The organism is Cupriavidus sp. 01L43, assembly GCF_056399925.1.
On record NZ_JBFTSH010000001.1, the window covers coordinates 489,630 to 513,816 of the forward strand.

The following is a 24,187-nucleotide window of genomic DNA, read 5'->3' on the forward strand; positions in this document are numbered from 1 at the left end:
CATGAATTTTGCACTGATCCTTTTTGTGCTGGTGGTCATTACAGGCATTGCCTGGGTTGCCGACAAGCTGGTCTTCGAGCGCCAGCGCCGTAGCGTGGCGCATCTGGCCCTGGCCGAGTTCGACGCGCGCCGCGGCGACATGCAGGCGGTGCACGGTAGCACCGAGCTGGACGCCTCGCGCGCCCGGCTGGCCGAGGAAAAGCTGCGCCAGCCGTGGTGGCTCGAGTACTCGGCGAGCTTCTTCCCGGTCATCCTCGCGGTGTTCGTGCTTCGCTCCTTCGTGGTGGAGCCCTTCAAGATCCCGTCCGGCTCGATGATCCCGACGCTGCTGATCGGCGACTTCATCCTCGTCAACAAGTACGACTACGGCATCCGCCTGCCGGTGGTGAACAAGAAGGTCCTCGACGTTGGCACGCCGCAGCGCGGTGACGTGATGGTGTTCCGCTACCCGAAGGACGAGTCGCTCGACTACATCAAGCGCGTGGTAGGCGTGCCCGGCGACATGGTGCGCTACGAGAACAAGAAGCTGACCGTGAACGGCAAGCCGGCCGAGTACAGCGCCTTGCCCGACTACCTCGACGAGGAGCGGCTGTCCTATTCGAAGCATTTCACCGAGACGCTGCCGGGCGGCGTGGCGCATGGCATCCTGAACGATGCCGACCGTCCGGCGTTCGTGGCGGGCGCGGATCCCGATTTCCCGTTCCGCGAGAACTGCACTTACAATCAGCAGGGGCTGACGTGTAAAGTGCCGGAAGGGCACTATTTCGTCATGGGCGACAACCGTGACAACAGCCTGGATTCACGTTACTGGGGCTTCGTCCCGGACAAGAACGTCGTAGGCAAGGCGTTCGTGATCTGGATGAACCTCGGCAATTTTGGGCGCGTGGGGTCGTTCAAGTAACGGTCGGACGCCTCGCGCAGCGCAAATACACTCAAAAAACGAGGGAAGCGCAAAATGGGTCAGAAGTTGGGTTTTTCGGGGAAGAGGGGAAATATCCGCGTGGGTGTGCTTGAAAGATCACGTGGATTTTCGTTGGGGTCGTTGCTGATCGTCATCATTATCGTGATTGCGGTGGTGCTGCCGGCGGTAAAGGCGATTCCTAGCATGCTCGAATACTTCTCGGTCAAGCGGGCAGTGAATTACGCGAAGGATCGGTCGGTCAACCGCAAGGATGTGGCGGCCAACTTCGACAAGCAGGCCCAGATCGATCGCATCGAGGCGCTCAAGGGCGACGATCTCGACGTGATCGAGGACGAAGCCGGCAGGATACGCAGCATTGGTTTTTCGTACCGGACCGAGATTCCCGTCTATGGTCCGATGAGTCTATTGATTACCTATTCGGGAACGCAGTAACGACATGATCCTCGACGCCTTGCAGCAACGTCTCGGCTACCGATTCAGCAAGCCCGAATTGCTGCAGCAGGCGCTCACCCATCGCAGTCATAGCGCCCATCACAACGAGCGCCTGGAATTTCTGGGCGACTCGGTGCTGAACTGCGCCGTGGCCGACATGCTCTACGGCATGTTCGGCAAGCTCGATGAGGGTGATCTTTCCCGCGTGCGCGCCAACCTGGTCAAGCAGCAGGCGCTGTACGAGATCGCCCAGATGCTCCAGCTTTCCGACGCCCTGCGCCTGGGCGAGGGCGAGTTGAAGAGCGGCGGCTTCCGCCGTCCGTCGATTCTGGCGGATGCGCTGGAGGCCATTGTCGGCGCAGTGTTCCTCGATGCCGGCTTTGACGCCGCGCGGGCGCTGATCCGCAAGCTGTATATCCCCATTCTGGAGCAGGTGGACCCCCGTACGCTGGGGAAGGACGCCAAGACCCTGCTCCAGGAGTATCTGCAGGGCCACAAGATCGCCCTGCCGCAGTACAACGTCATCGCCACACACGGTGCCGCACACAGCCAGCAGTTTGAAGTCGAATGCACCGTGCCTAAACTGGAGGTGCGCGTGTTCGGCACCGGCGCCTCGCGCCGTGCGGCCGAGCAGGCGGCGGCCAAGCTCGCGCTGGATGAGGTGCAGAAGCTCGTGCCCCAGCTGCTCAAGCGCAGCCGGGCCGAGCGCACGGGCAAGACCCGCAAGCAGCCGGTGCCACCGGATCCCCAGTTGTCTCTCAGGTTGAAGGAATGACCGAATCTACCCCTCCGCAGCAGGACGCCCAGGCACCCTCGGATGCCAAGGCGTTCCGCTGCGGCACGGTGGCCATTGTTGGCCGCCCCAACGTGGGCAAGTCCACGTTGATGAATGCACTTGTCGGCCAGAAGGTCAGCATCACGTCCCGCAAGGCGCAAACCACGCGCCATCGCATCGTCGGTATCCAGACCACCGATGACGCGCAGTTCGTTTTCGTMGATACGCCAGGCTTCCAGACCCGCCACGCCAGCGCGCTGAACCGCTCGCTGAACCGCGCAGTCACGTCCACGCTGTCTACGGTGGATCTGGTGCTGTTCGTCGTGGAAGCCGGCTATTTCAGCGCCGATGACGAGAAGGTGCTGTCGTTGCTGCCGAAGAACGTGCCGGTGCTGCTGGTCACCAACAAGCTCGATCGCCTGGGCGAGAACCGCGCCGAGGTGATGATGCCGTTCCTGGAAAAGATGGGACAGCTGTTCCCGTTCCGGGAAGTGGTGCCGATGTCGGCGAAGACGCACGATCACATCACGCGGCTGCTGGCCATCATCCGTCCGTACCTGCTCGAAGGCGAGCCGATGTACGACGCCGATGCGATGACCGACCGCAGCGAGCGCTTCCTGGCCTCGGAAATCATCCGCGAGAAGGTCTTCCGCTGGACTGGCGATGAGCTGCCGTACACGAGCACCGTGATCATCGACAAGTTCGAGACCGAAGGTCGGCTGCGCCGCGTGTTTGCGACGATCCTGGTCGAGCGCGACGCGCACAAGGCCATGATCATCGGCAACAAGGGTGCCAAGCTCAAGCAGATCTCCACCGAGGCGCGCCTCGACATGGAGAAGCTGTTCGACGGCAAGGTCTACCTGGAGATGTGGATCAAGGTCAAGAGCGGCTGGGCCGACAACGAAGCCGGACTGCGGGCCTACGGCTACGAGTGAGCAAGATGCCTGACGCGCCCCGAGCCGCGCCCAGGCGCGCGCGGAGCGCCGATCCCATCGCCGAGGAGGCCGCCGAACTGCTGGAAGTGCAGGGCGGTACCGGGCTGTCCCCGGCCGTGGCCGCCGGCCGCGAGATGATGGACCGGGCCATGCGGATCGTGCCCGCGCGCACCGAGCTGCGCGTGACCAACGAGTCCGGCTTCGTGCTCCACGCCTATCCCTATCGTGAGACCAGTCTCATTCTGGACGTCTTCACGCGCGACCACGGCCGCATGGCCATGGTGGCGAAGGGCGCCAAGCGGCCGCATTCGGCGCTGCGCTCGGTGCTTCAGCACTTCCATCCGATTTCGCTCTCCTGGACCGGCCGCGGCGAGGTCAAGACGCTGACTAAGGCCGAATACATGGGCGGCATGCTGCCGCTGGCCGGCGATGCGCTGCTATCGGGCTTCTATCTCAACGAATTGCTATTGCGCTTCTGCCCGCGCGAGGATGCACATCCGGCGCTGTTCAAGCACTACATGATCACGCTGACGCGGCTCGCGCATGGTGAGCCGGCCAGTCTGGTGCTACGCAGCTTCGAGCGCGTGTTGCTGCAGGAGACCGGGTTCGCGGTGGCGTTCGACCAGTGCGTGAGCACCGGGGAGTCGGTGCAACCGGGCCTCGACTACGTGTATCACCCCGAACGCGGCGTGCGCCGCGCGCAGCCGAGCGATCCGTCGAGTTGGCCCGTGGTGTCCGGCCAGACCTTGCTGGACATGGGGCGGGACGACTACGGCCGCGCCCAGACCGCCACACAAAGCCGCGCCCTGATGCGTTTCCTGCTGCATTATTATCTGCAGGGTGCGCCGCTGAAAACGCGGCAAATCCTTATCGACCTGCAATTTCTGTAAAGCCATGATTTTTCACGCGAATCCCGGCGTCATCGACCTTGGCGTCAACATCGACCACGTGGCCACGCTGCGGAATGCGCGCGGCACCGCCTACCCTGACCCGATCGAGGCCGCCCTCCAGGCGGAAATCGCCGGCGCAGACGTGATTACGCTGCACCTGCGCGAGGATCGCCGCCATATCCGCGACGCGGACGTGCGCGCACTGCGCCCGAAGCTCGCCACCCGGATGAACCTGGAGTGCGCAATCACACGCGAAATGCTCGATATCGCCTGCGAAATCCGTCCGCAGGACGTCTGCCTCGTACCTGAGAAGCGCGAGGAAGTGACTACCGAAGGCGGTCTCGACGTCGCCGGCCATTTCGAGCAGGTCAGCGCTGCCTGCCGGCAACTGGCGGATGCGGGCATCCGCGTCTCGCTGTTTATCGATCCTGATCCGGACCAGATCGCGGCCGCTGCCGCGTGCAAGGCGCCGGTCATCGAGATCCACACGGGCCGTTACGCCGACGCCCATACGCCCGAGGAGCAGGCGGCGGAATTTCGTCGTGTGTCCGAAGGCGTGGACGCAGGCATCCGCCACGGCCTCGTCGTCAATGCCGGCCACGGCCTGCATTACACCAATGTCCAACAGATCGCGGCACTGCCCGGCATCAAGGAGCTGAATATCGGTCATGCGATCGTCGCGCATGCGGTGTTCGTCGGTTGGCAGAACGCGGTGCGCGAGATGAAGGCCATCATGGTGGCCGCGCGCCTTGGCACCCGTTATCCCGTGCCGGGACAGGCGGCGTGATCTACGGCATCGGCACCGACATCATCCAGATCGATCGCGTGCAGGGCGTGATGGAGCGCACGCGCGGCCGTTTCGCGGAGAAGGTGCTCGGCCCGCGTGAGCTGAAGGTCTATCACGCGCGCAAGGCGCGCTCGGAGAAGCGCGGGCTGGCCTTCCTGGCCACGCGCTTCGCGGCCAAGGAGGCGTTCTCGAAGGCCATCGGCCTGGGGATGCGCTGGCCGATGACGTGGCGCGCCATGGAACTGCTGAACCTGCCGTCGGGCGAGCCCACGCCGCAATGCACCGGTGAGCTGGCCGACTGGGTGCAGGAACGCGGGCTGACCATCCGGGTCAGTGTCAGTGACGAACACGAGTACGCGGTGGCGTTCGCCATCGCGGAGCGGGGCGGCCAGCCGGCCGACACCGCATCCTGAACCTACGCAGCCTGAATTCAAGATATTCCTATGATCAAGAAAGTTTCCGGCAAGCATCCGGGCCCGGTGGTGCTCGACGTGGTTGGCAAGCAGCTCGACGCCGAGGACATGCGTCGCATCGCCCATCCGCTGACGGGCGGCGTGATCCTGTTCGCACGGAATTTCGAGTCGCGCGCCCAGTTGACCGCGTTGACGCGGGCGATTCGCGCGGTGCGCGAGGACGTGCTGATCTGCATCGATCATGAAGGCGGCCGCGTGCAGCGCGCCAAGACCGATGGCTTCACGCACCTGCCGGCGATGGCAAAACTCGGCGAATTGTGGGATCGCGATGTGATGACGGCCACCAAGGTCGCCATCGCGTGCGGCTACGTGCTGGCCGCCGAACTGCGCGCGTGCGACATCGACCTGAGCTTCACGCCGGTGCTCGATCTCGACCATGGCCGCAGCGCCGTGATCGGCGACCGCGCGTTCCACGCCGATCCACGCGTGGTGACGATGCTGGCCAACCATCTCACGCACGGCCTGCTGCTGGCTGGCATGAGCAACTGCGGCAAGCATTTCCCGGGTCATGGCTTCGTCGAAGCTGATTCGCACGTGGCCGTGCCGGTCGACGAGCGTGACGTCGAAGAGATTCTGGCCCTCGACGCGCGTCCGTATGACTGGATGGGCAATGCGCTGGCGTCCGTGATGCCCGCGCACGTGATCTATCCGAAGGTCGACCCGAACCCGGCCGGCTTCTCGCCGTTCTGGCTTCAGGATGTACTGCGTACGCGACTCGGCTTCGAGGGCGTGATCTTCAGCGACGACCTGAGCATGGAAGGCGCCAGCGTGGCCGGCACGGTGACCCAGGGCGCGCGAGCCGCGCTCGATGCGGGCTGCGACATGGTGCTGATCTGCAACCATCCGGAGCGCGCCGACCAGTTGCTGAAGGAACTGGACGATCTGAAGGGCGACAAGGTGTCGCAACGCCGCATCCGCAAGCTGTTCGGTCGCAAGCGTCCGCTGGACTGGAACAAACTGCAACAGGATGCCGACTATCGTGCCGCACTGCGCCTGCTGCGCGAGCATGACCTGATCGCCTGACACGTCGACGTCGGCGGGCAAAAACAAAAAGGGCAGCCGAAGCTGCCCTTTTTGCTGTCTCGCGGCGACGCCTTAGTTGGCGCGGCTGCGGTATTCGCCGGTACGCGTGTCGATTTCGATCTTGTCACCGATGTTGCAGAACAGCGGCACTTGCAGCTCGAACCCGGTGTTAATCTTGGCGCCCTTGAGCACCTTGCCCGACGACGTGTCGCCCTTGACGGCCGGTTCCGTGTAGATGATCTCGCGGACCAGCGTGGTCGGCATGTCCACCGAGATGGCCTTCTCGTTGTAGAACACCACTTCCACGTTCATGCCGTCTTCGAGGTAGTTCAGCGCGTCGCCCATGCTGTCCTGCTCGACTTCGAACTGGTTGTAGTCCGTGTCCATGAACACGTACATCGGGTCGGCGAAGTACGAGTAGGTGCATTCGCGGCGATCCAGCATCACCACTTCGAACTTGTCGTCAGCCTTGAACACCGACTCGCCCGGGGCGTCCGTCAGCAGGTTCTTGTACTTCATCTTGACGACGGCGGCGTTACGGCCCGACTTGTTGTACTCGGCCTTCTGCACGACCATCGGGTCGGAACCGATCATGAACACGTTGCCGACGCGGAGTTCTTGTGCGATCTTCATCTGAACTATCTTCCTGAAAAAAGTAATCCGGGGCGCTCATGACCCCGATTCGCGATATGCGGTATGGCGAAGGCGCGCGGCCGGCAGTTGCTCTTTTTGGCTCGCCATCATCAAAATCAACCCGTTATTTTACCCGATTTTCGCAAAAGGCCACCAGATTTGCCGCGAGGTCGCCCAAGTGCTGCAATTGCCGCTGCCAGCGGTCCATGGCCGTAGCGAGAGCCGGCAATTGTGCGTGGAACTGCGCCCAGTCGGGCGCGTGCGGGGTGGCGCCATGGCCGTTCCAGGCATGGCAAAAGGCGGTCATGGCCTGGGCAGCCTCCGGCGACACGCCGCACCGGCTGAATCGCTCGAGCCACGCATCGAGCTTCACATGGTGCGCCACGTCGTCCTGCGGGTAGATGTGCCAGACCATGGGCCGCGCGGCCCAGTGCGCGCGCACGCAGGAATCCTCGCCACGCACGAAGTTCACGTCGCAGGCCCAGAGCAGTTCGTCGTAGTTTTCCTGCCTCACGAACGGAATCACCTGGAGGGTCAGGTTGCCTTGCGTCAGCGAGGTGCCGGGGGCCACCTGCTCCGCCGGGGCGCCGAACCACGCGGCCGCCTGCTGCGCTGCCGGGCCTTGCGGCACCAGGCACTGCACGGGCGTGCCGCCGTCGCGCCATTGGGCCAGCAAGGCGGGTAGGGCGGGATTCGTATAGGCGAACAGGCTTACGCGCAACGCATCTGGCAGGGGTTGCGTGCCGAGCCGGTACCAGAGCGTCGATTGCGCGGCGCGGCTGGATAGGAAGGCATCGCGCTGCGCGCCCAGCATTGACTCCCGCAGCAGCCCGCCCGTGCCGTGCGCAAAGCCGGGGAAGAAGAAGTACTTCACCAGCGGCAGCTTCGGATGGGGCGAGGACAGCGCATGGTGCTCGCTGACCCATGCCTCGGCGCTCAGGTATTCCAGGTTGATCCATACCGGCGGGCGCGGCGCGGCGGCCATCGTGGCCAGGAAGGGCTCGGGCAGGTGGCAGGCGAACGCCTCGATGACGAGGTCGTGCGGCGGCAGCGGCTCGAACGGGGCACCGGGAGAGGCATCCCAGCGACGCACCTCCACGCCGCCCAGGTGCTGGCAGGCGCGTGCCGGGTCGATCTCCGGCGCCAGCCGCGCGAAGCTGCCCAGGTCATCCACCCAGAGTCGCACCGCGTGGCCGTGCTCCTGTGAGAGTTGGCGCGCCAGGCGCCAGCAAACGCCGATATCGCCGAAGTTATCGACGACCGTGCAGAAGATGTCGCAGGATTGAATGGGCATGGCGGCGTCCCGTTCCGCGAGGGCACGCGGAAGATTTGCTCTAAACTTGCGATTCTAGAGCGAGGCCAGCCCCAGCGCGCCTTGCCGCCCAAACTTTCTTGTCCCCCGATGCCCGAGCAGGAACCGGTTTCCCCGAACGACGCTTCGAACGATGCACCCGCCGAGGTCCGCGTGGATCTCCCGGCAGAGGCCCCCGCCGACATCCCGGCATTCGACCCCCGGCAGATCCTGGCGCGGCTGCCCGGCCTGCCGGGCGTGTACCGCTATTTCGACGCCGACGGCAACGTGCTCTACGTGGGCAAGGCGCGCGACCTGAAAAAGCGTGTCTCGAGCTACTTCAACAAGACCCAGCTGTCGCCGCGCATCGCGATGATGGTGGGGAAGATCGCTCGCATCGATACCACGGTGGTCCGGACGGAGGCCGAGGCGCTGCTGCTTGAGAACAATCTCATCAAGGCACTCGCCCCGCGCTACAACATCCTGTTCCGCGACGACAAGTCTTATCCATTCCTCAAGCTGACCGGCCACAAGTTCCCGCGCATGGCCTACTACCGGGGGGCGACGGACCGCAAGCACCAGTACTTCGGCCCGTTCCCGAGTGCCTACGCGGTGCGCGAAAGCATGCAGATCCTGCAGAAGGTGTTCCAGCTGCGCACCTGCGAGGACACGGTGTTCAACAACCGCACCCGGCCTTGCCTGCTGCATCAGATTCATCGCTGCACGGCGCCGTGCGTGAAGGCGATCAGCGAAGAAGATTACGCGCGCGACGTGCATAACGCCGCGCGCTTCCTCCAGGGCCGCGAGACCGAGGTGCTCGACGGCCTCCAGGTCAAGATGGAAGAGCACGCGGTGCAACTGCGCTTCGAGCAGGCCGCCGCTGTGCGCGACCAGATCGCCGCGCTCTCCACGGTGCTCAAGCGGCAGGCTGTGGAGGAGGTGGGGCAGGCGCGCGACATCGACATTCTGTCCGTGGCCGTGCAGGGTGGGCGTGCGTGCGTGAATCTGGCGATGGTGCGCGGGGGCCGCCATCTTGGCGACAAAGCCTATTTCCCCGCGCATGCCGACGAAGCGGCGATGATCGTCGAAGATAGCGACGATGCCGGGGAGGGCGAAGGCGAGCAGGTGGTGCCGGAAGCCGGGCCGCTGTCCGTGGACCGCATCGCGGCCCGCGTGCTGTCGGCCTTCATGGTCCAGCACTACCTTGATCAGGCGCCTCCGCCGATCATCGTGGTGAGCCATCTGCCAGCCGATGCCGCGCTGGTGGAGGCCCTGTCGATGCAGGCAGGCCGCAAGATCGCGCTGGTGCGGCAGCCGCAGGGCCAGCGCAAGATCTGGCTCGAGATGGCGACGCAAGGCGCGGCGCTGGCGTTGGCGCGCCGGCTGGCGGAGCAGGGCAGCCAGGAGGCGCGCACGCGTGCGCTTGCCGAGACCATCGCCCTGGATATGGAAGACCTGGCGATGCTCCGCATTGAGTGCTTCGACATCAGCCACACGGCGGGTGAGGCCACCCAGGCATCCTGCGTGGTGTTCCACCACCATGAGATGCAGAACAGCGAATATCGGCGCTACAACATCCAGGACATCACGCCCGGCGACGACTATGCGGCCATGCGTCAGGTGCTCACGCGCCGGTACCAGAAGCTGGTGGAGCAGATCCAGGAAGATGGCGGCGAGTTGGGCGGAGAAGGCGCCCCGGACGGCGTGCCGCGCATGCCGCGCGTAGTGCTGATCGACGGCGGCAAGGGGCAGGTCGAGGTGGCGCGCCAGGTGTTCGAGGAGCTTGGGCTCGACATCGGCCTGCTGGTCGGCGTGGCGAAGGGCGAAGGCCGCAAGGTGGGGCTGGAGACACTGGTCTTCGCCGATGGCCGCCCGTCGCTGGAACTGGGGCAGGGCAGCGCAGCGCTGATGCTCGTCGCCCAGATCCGCGACGAGGCCCACCGCTTTGCCATCACCGGCATGCGGGCGCGGCGCGCCAAGGCGCGCAACACGTCGCGGCTGGAGGAAATCGAGGGTGTGGGCGCGCGCCGGCGGCAAAAGCTGCTGACGCGTTTCGGCGGCCTGCGCGGCGTCATGGCTGCCAGCATCGACGAACTTGCCAGCGTGGAAGGCATCTCGCGCACCCTGGCCGAGGAGATCTACCGCCAGTTGCATTGACCGGCCCGCCCGGCCGGTTGCCAGCCATTTCAGCCCGAAACTGGCGGGTTCGGCTGGAAATCGGCGACAATCGCGGCATTCGCCTTCCAGACCATCGCCGGATCGGCCCGTTCCTTTTTCAACGCTCCGCCCATGCCCCTGAATATTCCCATCCTGCTGACCTGGCTTCGCGTGGCCATGATCCCTCTCGTGGTCGGGGTCTATTACCTGCCTGAAACCTGGTTGCCGATGCATACCAAGAACGTGACCGCGGCCGCGTTCTTCGTCATCGCCGCGGCGACGGACTGGCTGGATGGCTTCCTGGCGCGACGCTGGAACCAGACCTCGTCGTTCGGCGCGTTCCTGGACCCGGTGGCCGACAAGCTCATGGTGACCGCGGCGCTGCTGTCCCTGCTGGCGCTGGGCCGCGTGGCGGACCTGATCGCGCTGGTCATCATCGGACGTGAAATCACGATTTCCGCGCTGCGTGAATGGATGGCGCAGATCGGCGCGTCCAAGAGCGTCGCCGTGAATTTCCTCGGCAAGCTGAAGACCACGGTGCAGATGATTGCGATTCCGTTGCTGCTGTTCAACGACTCGCTGTTCGGCATCGATGCCTCGTTGCTCGGCGGCTGGATGATCTATCTGGCGGCGGTGCTCACGCTGTGGTCGATGTTCTATTACATGAAGCTGGCGTGGCCGCAGATCCGCGAGCGCAGCAATGTCACGGGTAGTGCGGGCGCGCAGAAGTAAAAGTGAAGCGTTGCGCAAAAAAGTCCTTGACGCCCCGGTCCCCTCTTTGCAATAATCTCGTTCTCGCTGCTGACGACGAAAGACGAAAGCAGCAAGATAAGCGGTACTTAGCGCGAAATACCAGCACAAAGCTGCGTGTTTAAAAGAAGTTGCGCGATAGTCTGCTTTTCTGTAAGATGCAGGGCCCTGCGGGAGTAGCTCAGTTGGTAGAGCGCAACCTTGCCAAGGTTGAGGTCGCGAGTTCGAGACTCGTCTCCCGCTCCAGGTTAAGTAAGGTTCGACGGTAGCATCGTCGGGCTGGCGGTAAGTAGTAGAAGTAGAAAGTTTGTACGCGGGAGTAGCTCAGTTGGTAGAGCGCAACCTTGCCAAGGTTGAGGTCGCGAGTTCGAGACTCGTCTCCCGCTCCAATCCCAAAGGGAAGCGTGGCTTCCCTTTTTGTTTGACAGGATTGTCGTACAATCCTGCATCGTCACCTGGCGGGGTGGCAGAGTGGTTATGCAGCGGCCTGCAAAGCCGTGTACGCCGGTTCGATTCCGACCTCCGCCTCCAAGTTTTACCGACGTTTCAAGCCTACGGCGCCCATTGTGGCGCCGTTTTGCGTTCTAGCCGTTCAGTTGTTCTAACGCCGGTATCGCAGCTCAGGCACACAGCACGGGTGCCGCGCCGCGTAGGTATTCGGTAAAGGCGAGCAGCCCCTGAGTCGGGAATTTGTCCTGATGCACGACCAGTTGCAGTGGCCGGATCACGCGCGGCAGGCCGGCGCGCAGCGGTACTAACTCACCGCGCGCGATTTCATCGCCGACGACATGCAGTGACAGGCAGCTGACGCCAAATCCGCTCATGACGGCGCGCTTGATGGCTTCTGTGTTGCCTAGCTCCAGCGCAAAGCGCAGCGCGCCCAGGGCGGGCACGAGGCGCGATTCGATGATCTCGCGCGTGCCGGAGCCCGGCTCGCGCACGATCCAGTCGGCCTCGCGCAGCATGTCGTGCAGCAACTCGGGCTGCTCGGCCACCATCGCCAGCGGATGCGCCGGCCCCACGATCACCACCATCTCGTCATCGCACCAGTGCATGCTGCGTAAGTCCCGCTCATGGCTGGTCCCTTCGATCAGGCCGATATCGGCCTCGAACTTGAGGAGGGCGTGCAGCACGTCCTGCGTATTGCCGATGCGCATGTCCAGTTCGCACGGCCCGGTTTGCGCATTGCGGAACCCGGCCAGCAGGGCAGGGAGGATGTAGCTGCCGATGGTGTTACTGGCCGCGATGCGCAGCTGCACGCCGCCTTCCGAGGCAAATCGCTCGAGTTCGTGCGCCTGGTCGAGCAGGGACAGCGCGCGCGGAAAGAATTGCCGCCCGGTTTCGTTGATGCTCAGGCGGCGCGCTACGCGGTCGAACAAGGGGCCGTTCAGCGCACGTTCCAGTTCGGCCAGCGACGCGCTGACGGCCGACTGGGACATCGCGAGCGACTCGGCCGCGGCCGTGGTGCTGCCGTGCTGGGCCACGGCCACGAAGACCTGCAACTGGCGCAAGGTAAGGCGAAGCGGGCGTTGCTCCATGGCTTTATCGATAATAACGGTAAGTCATAACGATATTACCCGTTTTACTGGTCAAGGCGGCATGCGTACCCTTCAGGCAATCCCTAGAAGAACTGCTATGTCCACGACCCCTGCCACCCCGCTCACGCTCGCCCCCACCGGTTTCAACCTGTGGCGTATCCGTCTCGTCACTTTGCTGCCGCTGGGTGCCATTGCGGGCTTGGCGCTGGTGCTGGCCGATCACCCCGCCGTGTCCCAATACGGGCTGTCCGCGTTGACGCTGGCGATGTGTGCCGGCATGGTCGCGGCCAATACGATGCCGAAGCACTGGCTGACGCCCCTGGCGCCGGGCATGCAGTTCGCGCGCCATCATCTGCTGCGGCTTGGCGTGGCGTTGTATGGCCTGCGGCTGACGTTCGGGGCGATTGCTGCACTGGGCCTGGGTGGCGTCGTGGTGCCGCTCGTGATGCTGGTGGCCACGCTTCTCTTCGGTACGTGGGTGGGATCGGCGTTTTTCGGCCTGAGCCGGCGCGAGGCCATCCTGGTGAGCGCAGGCAGCGCCGTATGCGGTGCGGCGGCGGCCATCGCGGTCTCGTCCGTGGTGCGTACCGATGACAAGCAGACGGCGGTGGCCGTGGCCACCGTGGTGCTGTTCGGCACGGTCGGCATGCTGCTCTATCCGTGGCTCTACGAGCTGGCGACGCAACACTGGCATCTCCCCGTGACGGAACGCGCGTTTGGCATTTTTACGGGTGCCACGCTGCATGAAGTGGCGCAGGTGATCGCCTCTGGCAAGATGGTGAGCGATGCCACCGCTGACGCCGCCGTGGTGGCCAAGATGGTCCGCGTGCTGGCGCTGGGTCCGTTGCTGTTGATCATGGCGCTGTGGCCGCGTGCAAGCGGTGGCGACGCGGGCGGCAACGGCCGTCGCAACTGGCGCGCGCTGCTGAAGTCCGTGCCGTGGTTCGCGCTCGGTTTCGTCGCGGTGATGGCGGTGAACTCTGCCGGCATGGTGCCGGGCGAGTGGAAGCCTGGCCTGGTCGCCCTGGACAACTGGCTGCTGGCCTGCGCGATGCTGGCCATCGGACTCCATACCCGAATCGGTGATCTGCTACGTGCAGGACGCAAGCCGCTGGCGCTCGCCGCGGTGCTGTTTGTCTTCCTGATGGTGGTCGGCGCGCTGCTGTGCGCGTGGCTCGTCTGAGCGCTGCGCTGCGCGGTGTAGCGCGATGGGAAGCGATATGGAGCGCGCTGGTGCGGCCGACGGGACTCGAACCCGTAAGCCCGTAAGAGCGGCAGATTTTAAGTCTGCTGAGTCTACCAATTTCTCCACGGCCGCACGGCAAGCCCGGTATTGTGGTGGCTTCGTCCGCAGGACGCAAGCCAACACGCGCCACTTCGCCATGTGACGTTGCTGTTACCGCCGGTAACAATGTAGAACCCGCCGTTTCACCTCGAAAATCGCGAACCCCTACAATACGAGTTATCAGCTTGACCTAACTCAAAGAGGCACGATCATGAAACGTTGGTTGTTCGCAGCATTCGGTGTAGCCGCCGCGCTGGCGTCTGGCGCTGCAATGGCACGCGTGAACGTGGACGTGGCAATTGGCGTTCCGGGTGTGGTGGTGGGTGGCCCCGCCTACTATGTGCCGCCGCCGCCGGTGTACTACGCGCCGCCGGCTCCGGTTTATTATGGCCCGCCGCCTGTCGTGGTGCGTCCGGCGCCAGTCTACTACGGTCCCCGCTATTACCCGGGTCCGCGCTACTACTACGGCCCGCCGGGATATCGCGGCGACCATTACCATGGTCACGGCCACGGTCGGGGCCATGGCCGCTGGCGCGACTAAGACGCGAATCGCGACCGGACGCAGCGGTGTAATCGTTCAGTAAGGTCGTTGAAAGGCCATCGTCGGAAAAAGCCCCTTCGTGGGGCTTTTTCTATTTCTGCGTGACGCTCTCTTGGCGGCTCGCCGGCGTTTTCTGACATTCGATGGTGGAAGATTGCGCCGGGGAGTTCCCGAAGATTTTTATTGCTCAAAGAATTTGATGCGTCCGCTCAATGCGGCTGGACTTCGGCCTCAGGGTTTCCCCCTAAACTCCTTGGGTGACGCCGCTCCCACAAGCATCCGCCTGATGGCGCGACGCCCGCGACTAACATCAATAAGGGGATTCTCATGAAGATCAAGCAACGCATCGCTGCCGTCGCCGCCCTCGGCGCGCTTTCCGTGCTGTCGGTATCGGCCTTTGCCGCACCGGCCAAGTTCGACGTCTACAGCGGTGGCCAGCGCGTGACCGATCAACGCGATGCCTACACCGATGGTGCCCGCGCCAACGACAAGCGCGATGTCTACACCGACGGCGCACGCGTGACCGATCCCCGTAGTTCCTTCAGCGACGGCGCCTGACCGGCTCGTCTCAACCGGATCCAGAAAAGCCCGCCGCCTGCGGGCTTTTTCTTTTGGCGGCCGCTCGACAAGGGCTGCGGGATAACCGTCAAGTCAAAAGTCCTTGTACTGGTCATGTCACCATTGTTGCCCCGGACGGCGCGATATACTGCGGCCTCACACTGATGAACAGACTGGAGAGAGGTATGCAGCAAAAAACCGTACTGACGGCCGATGACGTGAAGAAGTTGCTGGCGGCTGCCGAGGTCGAAGCCAAGGCCAACAACTGGGCTGTCACGATTGTGGTCGTCGACGACGGTGGCCATCCGCTCGGCTCGCTGCGCCTGGATGGTGTGGCCCCGATCTCGGCCTACATCGCCACGGAAAAGGCCCGCACGGCTGCGATGGGCCGTCGTGAGTCGAAGATCTACGAAGACATGATCAACAACGGCCGCTACTCATTCATGACCGCTCCGCACCTGCAGGGCATGCTCGAAGGTGGCGTGCCCATCGTCGTGAACAGCCAGGTCGTGGGCGCCGTAGGCGTGTCCGGCGTGAAGTCTACCGAAGACGCGCAGATCGCACGCGCTGGTATCGCTGCGCTCGGCGTCTGATTGCACGGCGGGATCGCATTGCGAGCCCGCCAATGCAAAGCCCCGCAGGCGCAACGCCTGCGGGGCGGTATAAAAAGGCGGCATGGCTGGCATCGGCCTGACAGGCAAGGGGTTTGGAAATCTTCCCTGTCAGCGTGTTCCGATCGTCTGGCTACTGCCCAACACCCCGCGAAGGGGTGGTCCCCACAAAAGACTGTCGATTATTTGGTCAGGATCAGCTTGCCGTAGCGCGTCACGCGCAGCGTGTACACGTCGCCGTTATGCAGGATCGGCAGCGTCGTGGCGCCGCGCATGATGGCGTCCAGCGGCACGGCTTGCGCGGTGTTGCCTTCGGCCGGTGCATCGGCGCGCATCAGCGCTTCCAGGCGGGCGGGCAGGCCGGCTACCGCCGACTTCACGGTCTCGATAGCCGACGATGCCGTCGACGGTTCGCGGCGCGCCTGCGAGGCAACCTCGACGCGGCGCAGGGACAGGCGGCGGCGCGTGACTTCACGCGGTTGCGACATCGGCAGGCTGATTGTGCTCATGGTCTTCTCCGTGGAAGCGCTTCACGTAGGGGAAGCGATGCGTGTTGGTTACGATGAAGAAGATCATAAATGAGAATTGTTATCATTACAAGTGATCTTCACTAACCGTTACACCTGTGCCCAGGCCGTCACGGATCGACAGGAAATCGCAGCCTGGCCCGCTGCCGGGCGCAAACAAAAAGGGCACCCGGTGAGGGGTGCCCTTCGTGTTCGAGGCGGGGGAGATCAGTGCTTCGGTTCCGTGATGAAGCCGATCTTGCCGAGCCCGCCGTGCTGCGCGGCGGCCATGACTTCAGCCACGCGCTCATAGCGGACCTCGCGGTCCGCGCGCAGGTGCAGCTCGGGTTGCGGCTCCTGTTGCGCGGCTTCCGCGATGCGTTGTTCCAGCGCAGCCTCGTCAACTTCCTGCTGGTTCCAGAACACCTTGCCCTGCGCGTCGACCGAGACGTTGATGTTCTGCGGCTTGGTGTCGTTCGGTTGGTTCGTCGCGCGCGGCAGATCAATCTTCACCGCGTGGTTGATGACGGGAATCGTGATGATGAAGATGATCAGCAGCACCAGCATGACGTCGACCAGCGGCGTCATGTTGATCTCGCTCATCACCTCGTCATCGTCACCGTCGAGCGTGCCGAATGCCATGATGCGTTCCTTCTGGCGCGAGTGTCGCGCTTAGTTCTTGACAGCCAGCCGCACCGAGCCGTCGTCGGCCGTGCGGGCGGAGGAGCCCGGGCGCACGCGGGCGCCGGTCACGAAGTAGGCGTGCAGGTCGTGCGCAAAGCGGTTCAGCTTGTTGATGACGCCCTTGTTGCCACGGCTCAGTGCGTTGTAGCCGAGCACCGCCGGGATCGCCACGGCGAGGCCGAAGGCGGTCATGATCAGGGCTTCGCCCACGGGGCCGGCCACCTTGTCGATGGTCGGCACGCCCGAGGCGCCAATGCCGATCAGCGCGTGGTAGATGCCCCACACCGTGCCGAACAGGCCGACGAACGGCGCGGTGGAGCCCACCGAGGCCAGCACCGCCAGGCCCGACTGCATGCGCGACACCGCCTCGTCGATCGAGCTCTTCAGCGAGCGGGTCAGCCAGTCGGAAATGTCGAGCTGGTCGTGCAGTTGCGGCTGGCTGGCGCGGTGGTGCTGCGCCGCTTCCTTGCCGGTCATGGCCAGCGTGCGGAACGGATTGGCATCGCTCGCGCCGAGTGTTTCCAGCGCGTGGTCGAAGTCATCCGAGTGCCAGAAGCGCTTTTCCGCGCCATTTGCCATCTTCTTGAGGCGAACCAGATCCCACGCCTTGGTGAGAATCACGATCCACGACAACAGCGACATGATGAGCAGAATGATGGCGGTCGCTCGCATGACGAAGTCGCCTTGCGACCAGAGGTGGGAGAGTCCGAGGTCCTGCATGGTGGTTCCTGGTGTCAGTGTTTGGGAAAGATCGGAAAATTCCGGGAAATCAGTTCAGCTCGAAGTTGATCGGCTGCTGGGCGGTCACGGCCACGGCGCGGCCATTGTCCAAATAGGGCTTGCAACGCATGCGCTGCACGGCATCCACTGCGGCCTGGTCCAGTCGGCTCGAGCCGCTCGACGTGACCACCGCGGTCTTGACCACGCGGCCAGACTCATCGGTCGTCAGACGAACAACAGCCTTGCCGGTTTCACCCATTCGGCGCGATTGCGACGGATAGGCCACTTGCGGCGGCGAACAGGCGATCTCGCCGATGCCGACAGCGCGCGGCGCGGCATTGGCCGATACGGGCGGCGAAGGCGGTTCGGCAGGCGCCGGCGGGGCAGGGGGGGCCGGCGGGGCTTCGATGGCCGTCGGCGAGGGCGGCAGCGAGGCCACGGGTTCCGGGGTCGGCTGCGGCTTCGGCGGCGTCGGGCGCGGTGTTACCACCTTCACCTGCTTCGGGGGCGTCTGCGGTTGCGGCTTGGGCGGCTCCGGCGCCGGAGGCTGCTTGGGCGGCTCCATCGGGATGATACGGGCGATGATCTCGGGCGCGATGACCGCTTCGGTCAGTTTGCGCGCCAGGCCGCTCTGGATCAGGTAAAGCAGCCCGACGTGGAACAACAGGACAGCAACAGTGATCTTGAGGAAACGTTGATCGAACATGAGAGATACGACAGGTATTCGAAATGGGCAGGCGGCGCGCGTCTGTACTCGCTCACTTGCGATAGAACAGGATCAGCGAGATGCCACATCCGACCAGCAGGCTCAATAGCAATTCCATGATAACGCTCCTGATGTACAGCCACGTGAACCGGAGAAAACCGTGAAACGGGGTTGCTGGGGAGCGCCACTCTTGGGCAGCGTAGCGGCACAGTATAAACGATAATGATTCTTATTTGTTGCGCATTGTGCAATGCAATCGTCGAATTACGATATCCGATTGCGTGAGGTGGGTGCGTGGGCGCCCGCGCGTCGGTGGGTGTCTGCAATGCCCCATCGGCGGCAAACCGCGCTAGGATGGAAGAAAGCAGCGTGATAACAGCGTGACAAACATCGGCAGCCTGGTACTGGTGGCGCCCCCGCGGTCCGGACGCCCGCCAGCCCAAGCGAAGGGAATGGCCATGGACTTCACCCGTTTTGCTGAAGACGACCGCTCGACGCTCCTGCGTGCCGCGCCCGGCGTGGCGGGGACCTCGGCCCTTGACTGGATGTGCGCCCAGTTCGCGCTGCGCGTGGTCTGCGCGCTGGGGCCGCGCTTCAATCTGCGCAGCAATATCAACGATGTGCTGACGGTCAGCGCCCAGGAAATGGTCTGGCCCTATGGCGTGGTGCTGCGCGTCCAGCGCTTCCTGTCCGCGCGCTGCGCGGACATGCCCGCGTGGAAGGGCGCCTCGCGGCTGACCCCAGAAGAGTTCCTCGAGCGGCATGGCCAATGGAATAGCGCCTTCGACGAAAGTGCGCTGTTTTACTATCTCGATGAGTACGTGAAGCACCACGCCAAGGACATGTTCGCCGTGTTCGATGCGTCGGCTGCCTCGATTGCTTCCCGGCTCCATGGCGAGCGGGTGCTGCTGGTGCGCAACATCGACATGCTCAGCCATGTGCTGAACCTGCCCGAGCATGAACGCAAGCTGCTGCTCTACGCCGCACTGGCCAAGTACAAGCGCGACCTGCGCGCGGTCATGGTCGATTGCAAGGTCGCGCACAGCCAGGAGGCGTTCCAGATCCTGGCCGGCCTGACTGGTGCCAGCCCCGCCGATATCGCTGTTTCACTACGTCCCGGCTCGCGGCTCGAGACGCTGAACCTGATCGAGCAGCCGCTGCCCGAGAACAGCGTCACGGACCTCGGCGACCTGATGCGCCTGTCCGATCGCCTGCTGCACGTGCTGCTCGGCAACTACGCCAGCGACGCGGAGATGATGGCCGTGTTCACGCGGCCCGCTGCGCCGCCGACGCTGGGCACGAGCGACTATCCGCATGTGGAGACCGACGCGCGCTACCTGTCCGCGCTGCTCGGCAACGCCACGCGCCAGAACGCCGCAGGGGTGAACGTGCTGATCTACGGCCCGCCGGGCACCGGCAAGACCGAGTTCGCGCGGCTGCTGGCGCGCGAGGCGGACTGCGAACTCTACGAGGTGGATTGCTTCGACCGCGACGGCAACTCGCTCTCCGGCAAGGACCGCTATCGCTCCCTGCAGGTGTCGCAGGCCTTCCTGCGCGGCCGGCCGCGTACGGCCTTGTTGTTCGATGAGGTGGAAGACGTATTCCCAGGCAGCGCGCGCGAGCTGATGAGCCTGTTCGGGCAGGAGGACACGCGCGGCTCGGTCAACGGCAAGGCGTGGGTCAACCAGACGCTGGAGCAGAATCCGGTGCCGGTGATCTGGATCTCGAATTCGATCCGCCAGATCGATCCCGCGTACCTGCGGCGCTTCCAGTTCCATCTGGAATTAAAGATTCCGCCACCTCTGGTGCGCGAGAACATCATCCGCAAGCATCTGGGCGGACTCGATGTCAGCGACGCGTTCATCGCCACGCTGGCCGCGCGCAAGACGCTGACGCCGGCGCAGGTGCAATCGGCGGCGCGGTTCGTGGAACTGGCGCGCAGCGACGTCGATGAACCCGTGGAGGCGCTGATCCTGCGCCAGCTCGAACACGCCGACCGCGCGATGGGGCTGCGCCCCGAGGCCGAGGCGCGGCCCGTGGTGACGCGCTACCGGCTCGACAACCTCAATATCGAATCGCGCTACGCGGTGGAAAAGATCGTCCAGGCGCTCGGCGCGCGCCAGCGCGGCACGCTGTGTTTCTATGGGCCGCCGGGCACTGGCAAGACGGCGCTGGCCGAGCACATCGCGGCGGAACTGGACCTGCCGCTGATGATCCGCCGCGCTTCTGACCTGATGAGCAAGTACGTCGGTGAGACGGAGCAGCAGATCGCGGCGATGTTCGCGCGTGCAGAAGAGGACGGTGCGGTGCTGTTGCTCGACGAGGCCGACAGTTTCATGCAGAGCCGGCAGCAGGCGGTGCGCAACTACGAGGTGTCGGAAGTCAACGAAATGCTCCAGGGCATGGAGCGCTTCAATGGCATCTTCCTCTGTACGACCAATCTGTTCGACCGGATTGACGAAGCGGCGCTGCGGCGGTTCTCGTTCAAGATCCGCTTCCTGTCGCTCAAGCCGCAGCAACGCGTGACGATGTTCGTGGATGAGGCGCTCGAAGGCGATCCCGCGCGCATGACCGAGACGATCCAGCGCGAACTCGATTCGATGGATTGCCTGACGCCGGGCGACTTCGCCACGGTCAAGCGGCAGTCGGTGGTGCTCGGCGAAGCGCTGACCCCGGACGAGTTTCTGGCGCAATTACGACAGGAACACGCGATCAAGCCCGAGGTGCGGCATCACAAGCCGCTGGGGTTCATCCAATAGCCGGCAAGGCGCCGCCCGGATCAGAGCGGCGGCGCTGGCTCGATGACTACGGTTTCTGCGAGGGTATCCACGTTCAGCAGCGTCGCCGCCATCGCACGCAGGTGCGCGGCGTCGCGTGTGGACGCATAGCGGTCTTGCGGCACCGCATCGGGTGCGGCGGCGAGGTCGTGTTCAACGAGCTTGCGCGCAAGTTGCCGGGCGATGGCACTGCCGGTGTCCACTAGGGCGAGACGATTGCCGACCATCGCGCGGATGGTGTCGGAGAGAAACGGATAGTGGGTGCAGCCGAGTACGAGCGTGTCGGCGCCGGCGTCCAGCATCGGGGCCAGCAGGCCTTCGAGCCGCGCGCGCACCGCAGGGCCAGAGACATCGCCCTGTTCGATACGGGCGACGAGGTCGAGACCGGCCGCGCACAGATAACGGCTTTCGCCTTCCAGCGACGTCAGCAATCGATTGAACTTGGCGCTGCGCAGCGTGTTGGCCGTGGCGAGCACGCCCACCACCTTGCTGCGGCTGGCCGCTGCGGCCGGCTTCAGACCGGGTTCGACGCCGATGATCGGCAGCGGCAATGTCTCGCGCAGGGTTTGAACGGCATGCATCGTGGCCGTATTGCAGGCAATGACGAGCGCCTTGCAGCCCTGTGCCACCAGCCATTCGCAGACTTGCAGCGTGCGCGCCTCGACGAAGCGTTCGGGTTTTTCGCCATACGGCGCGTAGCGCGAGTCGGCCACGTAGAGCAGGGACTCATGCGGCAGCAGCGCGCGGATTTCGCGCAGCACCGAGAGGCCGCCGAGGCCGGAATCGAAAACGCCGATGGGAGAGGGATTCACGGAAGGGAGGAGAGTGGCGTTCCCCTTCTATATATAGAAGGGGAACGCCGGCAGGGCCGCAGGGCCCTGGCCGGTTATGCCGCAGCGACCGGAATCTTGCCGATCTTGGCTTGCCACTCGGCGGGGCCGGTCTTGTGCACCGACGTACCCGAGCTGTCCACGGCCACCGTCACGGGCATGTCCTTGACGTCGAACTCGTAGATGGCTTCCATGCCGAGATCTTCGAAGGCCAGCACCTTGGCGCCGCGAATCGCCTTCGACACCAGGTAGGCCGCGCCACCCACGGCCATCAGGTAGGCCGACTTGTGCTTCTGGATCGATTCGATCGCCACCGGGCCGCGCTCAGCCTTGCCGATCATCGCGATCAGGCCGGTCTGGGACAGCATGGTCTCGGTGAACTTGTCCATGCGGGTCGCCGTGGTGGGGCCGGCCGGGCCGACCACCTCGTCACGCACCGGATCGACCGGGCCGACGTAGTAGATCACGCGGTTGGTGAAGTCGATCGGCAGCGATTCGCCCTTGGCCAGCATGTCGGCGATGCGCTTGTGCGCGGCGTCGCGGCCGGTCAGCATCTTGCCGTTCAGCAGCAGCGTCTGGCCGGGCTTCCACGAAGCGACTTCCTCGGGCGTCAGCGTGTTCAGGTCCACGCTCTTCGATGTCTCGGCATTCGGCGCCCATTCCACCTGCGGCCAGGCCGACAGGTCCGGGGCTTCCAGCTTGGCCGGGCCGCTGCCGTCCAGCGTGAAGTGCACGTGGCGCGTGGCCGCGCAGTTCGGGATCATCGCCACGGGCTTGGAAGCCGCGTGGGTCGGGGTAGCCATGATCTTGACGTCGAGCACGGTGGCCAGGCCGCCCAGGCCCTGCGCGCCAATGCCGAGCGCGTTGACCTTTTCGTACAGTTCCACGCGCATTTCCTCGACCCAGTCCTGCGGGCCGCGGGCGATGATGTCCTGGATATCGATGGACTCCATCAGCGATTCCTTGGCCATCAGCATGGCCTTCTCGGCCGTGCCGCCGATGCCGATGCCCAGCATGCCGGGCGGGCACCAGCCGGCGCCCATGGTCGGCACGGTCTTCAGGACCCAGTCGACGATGGAATCGGACGGGTTCAGCATCACGAACTTCGACTTGTTCTCGGAGCCGCCGCCCTTGGCCGCGACCTGGATGTCCACGGTGTTGCCCGGCACCACCTCGTAGTGGATCACGGCCGGCGTGTTGTCCTTGGTGTTCTTGCGGGCGCCTTCGGGCGGGCTCACGATCGACGCGCGCAGCACGTTGTCCGGGTGCGTGTAACCGCGACGCACGCCTTCGTTGATCATGTCCGACAGGCCCATCGTGGCGCCATCCCAGCGCACGTCCATCCCCACCTTGACGAAGATCGTGACGATGCCGGTGTCCTGGCACAGCGGACGCTTGCCTTCGGCGCACATGCGGCTGTTGGTCAGGATCTGCGCAATCGCGTCCTTGGCGGCCGGACTCTGCTCCAACTCATAGGCACGGCCCAGGCTGGTGATGTAGTCCATCGGGTGGTAATAGCTGATGTACTGCAGCGAGTCGGCGACGCTCTGGATGAGGTCTTCTTGCTTGATGACGGTCATTTTTGTGGGGGAGGGCAGCGGTGAAACACAGCCCGGGATGATACACCGTGGCGGCGCCGGCTGCGGGAATGCATACAGCCGTCGACACCAGGAAAGCGGCACCGTAAGTGGCGAATACGCCATCTGGTGCGAGGGGGAGCGTTAGTGCGCCTGCTGCGGCACGTGCGGTTGGGACACCATGCGGTCCACCCATGCCATGGCCAGTGCCGAAGCCAGGAAGGCCACGTGGATGATCACCTGCCACATGATGGTGTGGTGAGAGCGTTGTTCGGCGTCGATGAAGGTCTTCAGCAGGTGGATCGACGAAATGCCGATCAGCGCCATCGACAGCTTCACCTTCAGCACGCCGGCATTGACGTGGTCGAGCCACTCGGGCTCGTCGGGGTGATTGTCGATGCCCAGGCGCGAGACAAAGGTCTCGTAGCCGCCCACGATCACCATGATCAGCAGGTTGGAGATCATCACCACGTCGATCAGGCCGAGCACCACCAGCATGATCTTGGTCTCGTCGAACGTGGTGACATGGGACAGCAGGTGCCAGACTTCGACCAGGAAGTGATAGACGTAGACGCCCTGCGCGACGATCAGGCCGAGGTAGAGCGGCAGCTGGAGCCAGCGGGAGGCGAAGATGATACGGGGGATGGGGCGGAGCGGGGTGTATGACATGGGGTGCGCAAACGTGAAGTAAATGTCATCAGACAATCAAAGGCGGGTCTGATTGTACCTTGTGCGTCCCATCGTCCAGATGACAGGTTTGCGCTGCGGCACGTGCCGGTGCTAGCC

The 24,187-nt window shown here is 64.2% G+C and carries 25 protein-coding genes and 4 tRNA genes; 18 read left to right on the forward strand and 11 right to left on the reverse strand.

Annotation, left to right across the window (positions count from 1 at the left end; all coding sequences use genetic code 11):
- The first annotated feature begins 1 nt into the window (after position 1).
- From lepB to nagZ, 8 genes are read left to right on the forward strand one after another with little or no spacing between them, the layout of a single operon-like run.
- On the forward strand, positions 2–901 hold the full coding sequence (lepB, locus tag AC1DP9_RS02395; protein ID WP_092290018.1) for a signal peptidase I: 900 nt from the start codon (positions 2–4) through the stop codon (positions 899–901).
- 54 nt (positions 902–955) lie between these two features.
- Positions 956–1,354, forward strand: a complete 399-nt coding sequence (locus AC1DP9_RS02400; protein WP_092290015.1) for a DUF4845 domain-containing protein — start codon at positions 956–958, stop codon at positions 1,352–1,354.
- A gap of 4 nt (positions 1,355–1,358) precedes the next feature.
- Positions 1,359–2,129 (forward strand): ribonuclease III, encoded by a 771-nt coding sequence (rnc, locus tag AC1DP9_RS02405; protein WP_092290014.1) that lies wholly within the window; start codon positions 1,359–1,361, stop codon positions 2,127–2,129.
- On the forward strand, positions 2,126–3,064 hold the full coding sequence (gene era / locus AC1DP9_RS02410) for a GTPase Era (RefSeq protein WP_092290013.1): 939 nt from the start codon (positions 2,126–2,128) through the stop codon (positions 3,062–3,064). Before rnc ends, era begins: the two co-directional genes overlap by 4 nt.
- Positions 3,065–3,069: 5 nt before the next feature.
- Positions 3,070–3,954 carry a DNA repair protein RecO gene (gene recO, locus AC1DP9_RS02415; protein WP_092290845.1) on the forward strand — a complete coding sequence of 295 codons (885 nt, stop codon included), beginning with the start codon at positions 3,070–3,072 and terminating at the stop codon, positions 3,952–3,954.
- A gap of 4 nt (positions 3,955–3,958) precedes the next feature.
- Positions 3,959–4,741: a pyridoxine 5'-phosphate synthase gene (pdxJ, locus tag AC1DP9_RS02420; protein WP_477106508.1), complete on the forward strand. Its 783-nt coding sequence runs from the start codon at positions 3,959–3,961 to the stop codon at positions 4,739–4,741.
- Positions 4,738–5,154: a holo-ACP synthase gene (gene acpS, locus AC1DP9_RS02425; RefSeq protein ID WP_092290011.1), complete on the forward strand. Its 417-nt coding sequence runs from the start codon at positions 4,738–4,740 to the stop codon at positions 5,152–5,154. The genes pdxJ and acpS overlap by 4 nt, the downstream gene beginning before the upstream one ends.
- A gap of 30 nt (positions 5,155–5,184) precedes the next feature.
- Entirely contained in the window at positions 5,185–6,237 is a 1,053-nt protein-coding gene (nagZ, locus tag AC1DP9_RS02430) for a beta-N-acetylhexosaminidase (RefSeq protein ID WP_092290005.1), read from the forward strand.
- Positions 6,238–6,309: 72 nt separating this feature from the next.
- Here nagZ and efp read toward each other — a convergent pair whose 3' ends face one another.
- Together efp and earP are read right to left on the reverse strand one after the other, a co-directional pair.
- Entirely contained in the window at positions 6,310–6,870 is a 561-nt protein-coding gene (efp, locus tag AC1DP9_RS02435) for an elongation factor P (RefSeq protein WP_092290000.1), read from the reverse strand.
- A 124-nt stretch (positions 6,871–6,994) separates the two neighbouring features.
- Positions 6,995–8,164, reverse strand: coding sequence for an elongation factor P maturation arginine rhamnosyltransferase EarP (gene earP / locus AC1DP9_RS02440; protein ID WP_477106509.1), 1,170 nt, complete (start codon positions 8,162–8,164; stop codon positions 6,995–6,997).
- Positions 8,165–8,272: 108 nt separating this feature from the next.
- Here earP and uvrC point away from each other — a divergent pair, with 108 nt between their 5' ends.
- The 5 genes from uvrC to AC1DP9_RS02465 all read left to right on the forward strand — a co-directional run bounded on the left by uvrC (position 8,273) and on the right by AC1DP9_RS02465 (position 11,599).
- A complete protein-coding gene (gene uvrC, locus AC1DP9_RS02445) occupies positions 8,273–10,318 on the forward strand; it encodes an excinuclease ABC subunit UvrC (RefSeq protein WP_477106510.1) in 2,046 nt (681 codons plus the stop codon).
- Between the two features lie 132 nt (positions 10,319–10,450).
- Positions 10,451–11,050 carry a CDP-diacylglycerol--glycerol-3-phosphate 3-phosphatidyltransferase gene (gene pgsA, locus AC1DP9_RS02450; RefSeq protein WP_092289979.1) on the forward strand — a complete coding sequence of 200 codons (600 nt, stop codon included), beginning with the start codon at positions 10,451–10,453 and terminating at the stop codon, positions 11,048–11,050.
- A 188-nt stretch (positions 11,051–11,238) separates the two neighbouring features.
- A tRNA-Gly gene (locus AC1DP9_RS02455) sits at positions 11,239–11,314 on the forward strand.
- A 67-nt stretch (positions 11,315–11,381) separates the two neighbouring features.
- Positions 11,382–11,457 (forward strand) — tRNA-Gly (locus AC1DP9_RS02460).
- A gap of 68 nt (positions 11,458–11,525) precedes the next feature.
- A tRNA-Cys gene (locus AC1DP9_RS02465) sits at positions 11,526–11,599 on the forward strand.
- An 89-nt stretch (positions 11,600–11,688) separates the two neighbouring features.
- On the opposite strand, the gene AC1DP9_RS02470 is transcribed toward AC1DP9_RS02465, so the two are convergent.
- Positions 11,689–12,606: a LysR family transcriptional regulator gene (locus AC1DP9_RS02470; protein WP_092289977.1), complete on the reverse strand. Its 918-nt coding sequence runs from the start codon at positions 12,604–12,606 to the stop codon at positions 11,689–11,691.
- Between the two features lie 97 nt (positions 12,607–12,703).
- Between AC1DP9_RS02470 and AC1DP9_RS02475 the strand changes: the two genes are divergently transcribed.
- Entirely contained in the window at positions 12,704–13,789 is a 1,086-nt protein-coding gene (locus tag AC1DP9_RS02475; RefSeq protein WP_092289976.1) for a YeiH family protein, read from the forward strand.
- A gap of 48 nt (positions 13,790–13,837) precedes the next feature.
- Here the strand turns inward: AC1DP9_RS02475 and AC1DP9_RS02480 are convergent.
- A tRNA-Leu gene (locus AC1DP9_RS02480) sits at positions 13,838–13,924 on the reverse strand.
- A gap of 178 nt (positions 13,925–14,102) precedes the next feature.
- Here AC1DP9_RS02480 and AC1DP9_RS02485 point away from each other — a divergent pair.
- From AC1DP9_RS02485 to AC1DP9_RS02495, 3 genes are all read left to right on the forward strand, one after another.
- Positions 14,103–14,432, forward strand: a complete 330-nt coding sequence (locus AC1DP9_RS02485; protein WP_477106511.1) for a hypothetical protein — start codon at positions 14,103–14,105, stop codon at positions 14,430–14,432.
- Between the two features lie 327 nt (positions 14,433–14,759).
- Positions 14,760–14,990: a hypothetical protein gene (locus AC1DP9_RS02490; protein ID WP_092289967.1), complete on the forward strand. Its 231-nt coding sequence runs from the start codon at positions 14,760–14,762 to the stop codon at positions 14,988–14,990.
- A 185-nt stretch (positions 14,991–15,175) separates the two neighbouring features.
- Complete coding sequence (locus tag AC1DP9_RS02495; RefSeq protein WP_092289966.1) at positions 15,176–15,583, forward strand: heme-binding protein; 408 nt, start codon at positions 15,176–15,178, stop codon at positions 15,581–15,583.
- Positions 15,584–15,783: 200 nt separating this feature from the next.
- On the opposite strand, the gene AC1DP9_RS02500 is transcribed toward AC1DP9_RS02495, so the two are convergent.
- The 4 genes from AC1DP9_RS02500 to AC1DP9_RS02515 all read right to left on the reverse strand — a co-directional run bounded on the left by AC1DP9_RS02500 (position 15,784) and on the right by AC1DP9_RS02515 (position 18,217).
- On the reverse strand, positions 15,784–16,110 hold the full coding sequence (locus tag AC1DP9_RS02500) for a hemin uptake protein HemP (protein ID WP_092289965.1): 327 nt from the start codon (positions 16,108–16,110) through the stop codon (positions 15,784–15,786).
- A gap of 225 nt (positions 16,111–16,335) precedes the next feature.
- Positions 16,336–16,749: an ExbD/TolR family protein gene (locus AC1DP9_RS02505; RefSeq protein ID WP_092289964.1), complete on the reverse strand. Its 414-nt coding sequence runs from the start codon at positions 16,747–16,749 to the stop codon at positions 16,336–16,338.
- A gap of 30 nt (positions 16,750–16,779) precedes the next feature.
- A complete protein-coding gene (locus tag AC1DP9_RS02510; RefSeq protein WP_092289963.1) occupies positions 16,780–17,511 on the reverse strand; it encodes a MotA/TolQ/ExbB proton channel family protein in 732 nt (243 codons plus the stop codon).
- Between the two features lie 49 nt (positions 17,512–17,560).
- Positions 17,561–18,217: an energy transducer TonB gene (locus AC1DP9_RS02515; RefSeq protein ID WP_092289961.1), complete on the reverse strand. Its 657-nt coding sequence runs from the start codon at positions 18,215–18,217 to the stop codon at positions 17,561–17,563.
- Between the two features lie 458 nt (positions 18,218–18,675).
- Here AC1DP9_RS02515 and AC1DP9_RS02520 point away from each other — a divergent pair, with 458 nt between their 5' ends.
- Complete coding sequence (locus AC1DP9_RS02520; RefSeq protein ID WP_477106512.1) at positions 18,676–20,976, forward strand: AAA family ATPase; 2,301 nt, start codon at positions 18,676–18,678, stop codon at positions 20,974–20,976.
- A gap of 20 nt (positions 20,977–20,996) precedes the next feature.
- Here AC1DP9_RS02520 and murI read toward each other — a convergent pair whose 3' ends face one another.
- From murI to AC1DP9_RS02535, 3 genes are all read right to left on the reverse strand, one after another.
- Positions 20,997–21,806 carry a glutamate racemase gene (gene murI, locus AC1DP9_RS02525; protein WP_477106513.1) on the reverse strand — a complete coding sequence of 270 codons (810 nt, stop codon included), beginning with the start codon at positions 21,804–21,806 and terminating at the stop codon, positions 20,997–20,999.
- A gap of 74 nt (positions 21,807–21,880) precedes the next feature.
- On the reverse strand, positions 21,881–23,404 hold the full coding sequence (locus AC1DP9_RS02530) for a fumarate hydratase (protein WP_477106514.1): 1,524 nt from the start codon (positions 23,402–23,404) through the stop codon (positions 21,881–21,883).
- Positions 23,405–23,545: 141 nt separating this feature from the next.
- A complete protein-coding gene (locus tag AC1DP9_RS02535; protein ID WP_092289953.1) occupies positions 23,546–24,070 on the reverse strand; it encodes a TIGR00645 family protein in 525 nt (174 codons plus the stop codon).
- Between the last annotated feature and the right edge of the window lie 117 nt (positions 24,071–24,187).

Bases quoted from the DNA above. Each gene is read 5' to 3' on its own strand.
- AC1DP9_RS02530 (WP_477106514.1), bottom strand. From the start codon at position 23,404: ATGACCGTCATCAAGCAAGAAGACCTCATCCAGAGCGTCGCCGACTCG.
- pdxJ (WP_477106508.1), top strand. From the start codon at position 3,959: ATGATTTTTCACGCGAATCCCGGCGTCATCGACCTTGGCGTCAACATC.
- AC1DP9_RS02505 (WP_092289964.1), bottom strand. From the start codon at position 16,749: ATGGCATTCGGCACGCTCGACGGTGACGATGACGAGGTGATGAGCGAG.
- nagZ (WP_092290005.1), top strand. From the start codon at position 5,185: ATGATCAAGAAAGTTTCCGGCAAGCATCCGGGCCCGGTGGTGCTCGAC.
- AC1DP9_RS02495 (WP_092289966.1), top strand. From the start codon at position 15,176: ATGCAGCAAAAAACCGTACTGACGGCCGATGACGTGAAGAAGTTGCTG.
- earP (WP_477106509.1), bottom strand. From the start codon at position 8,164: ATGCCCATTCAATCCTGCGACATCTTCTGCACGGTCGTCGATAACTTC.
- AC1DP9_RS02475 (WP_092289976.1), top strand. From the start codon at position 12,704: ATGTCCACGACCCCTGCCACCCCGCTCACGCTCGCCCCCACCGGTTTC.
- recO (WP_092290845.1), top strand. From the start codon at position 3,070: ATGCCTGACGCGCCCCGAGCCGCGCCCAGGCGCGCGCGGAGCGCCGAT.
- pgsA (WP_092289979.1), top strand. From the start codon at position 10,451: ATGCCCCTGAATATTCCCATCCTGCTGACCTGGCTTCGCGTGGCCATG.
- lepB (WP_092290018.1), top strand. From the start codon at position 2: ATGAATTTTGCACTGATCCTTTTTGTGCTGGTGGTCATTACAGGCATT.
- AC1DP9_RS02520 (WP_477106512.1), top strand. From the start codon at position 18,676: ATGGACTTCACCCGTTTTGCTGAAGACGACCGCTCGACGCTCCTGCGT.
- AC1DP9_RS02470 (WP_092289977.1), bottom strand. From the start codon at position 12,606: ATGGAGCAACGCCCGCTTCGCCTTACCTTGCGCCAGTTGCAGGTCTTC.
- AC1DP9_RS02400 (WP_092290015.1), top strand. From the start codon at position 956: ATGGGTCAGAAGTTGGGTTTTTCGGGGAAGAGGGGAAATATCCGCGTG.
- uvrC (WP_477106510.1), top strand. From the start codon at position 8,273: ATGCCCGAGCAGGAACCGGTTTCCCCGAACGACGCTTCGAACGATGCA.
- efp (WP_092290000.1), bottom strand. From the start codon at position 6,870: ATGAAGATCGCACAAGAACTCCGCGTCGGCAACGTGTTCATGATCGGT.
- AC1DP9_RS02490 (WP_092289967.1), top strand. From the start codon at position 14,760: ATGAAGATCAAGCAACGCATCGCTGCCGTCGCCGCCCTCGGCGCGCTT.
- AC1DP9_RS02510 (WP_092289963.1), bottom strand. From the start codon at position 17,511: ATGCAGGACCTCGGACTCTCCCACCTCTGGTCGCAAGGCGACTTCGTC.
- AC1DP9_RS02535 (WP_092289953.1), bottom strand. From the start codon at position 24,070: ATGTCATACACCCCGCTCCGCCCCATCCCCCGTATCATCTTCGCCTCC.
- AC1DP9_RS02485 (WP_477106511.1), top strand. From the start codon at position 14,103: ATGAAACGTTGGTTGTTCGCAGCATTCGGTGTAGCCGCCGCGCTGGCG.
- AC1DP9_RS02515 (WP_092289961.1), bottom strand. From the start codon at position 18,217: ATGTTCGATCAACGTTTCCTCAAGATCACTGTTGCTGTCCTGTTGTTC.
- rnc (WP_092290014.1), top strand. From the start codon at position 1,359: ATGATCCTCGACGCCTTGCAGCAACGTCTCGGCTACCGATTCAGCAAG.
- AC1DP9_RS02500 (WP_092289965.1), bottom strand. From the start codon at position 16,110: ATGAGCACAATCAGCCTGCCGATGTCGCAACCGCGTGAAGTCACGCGC.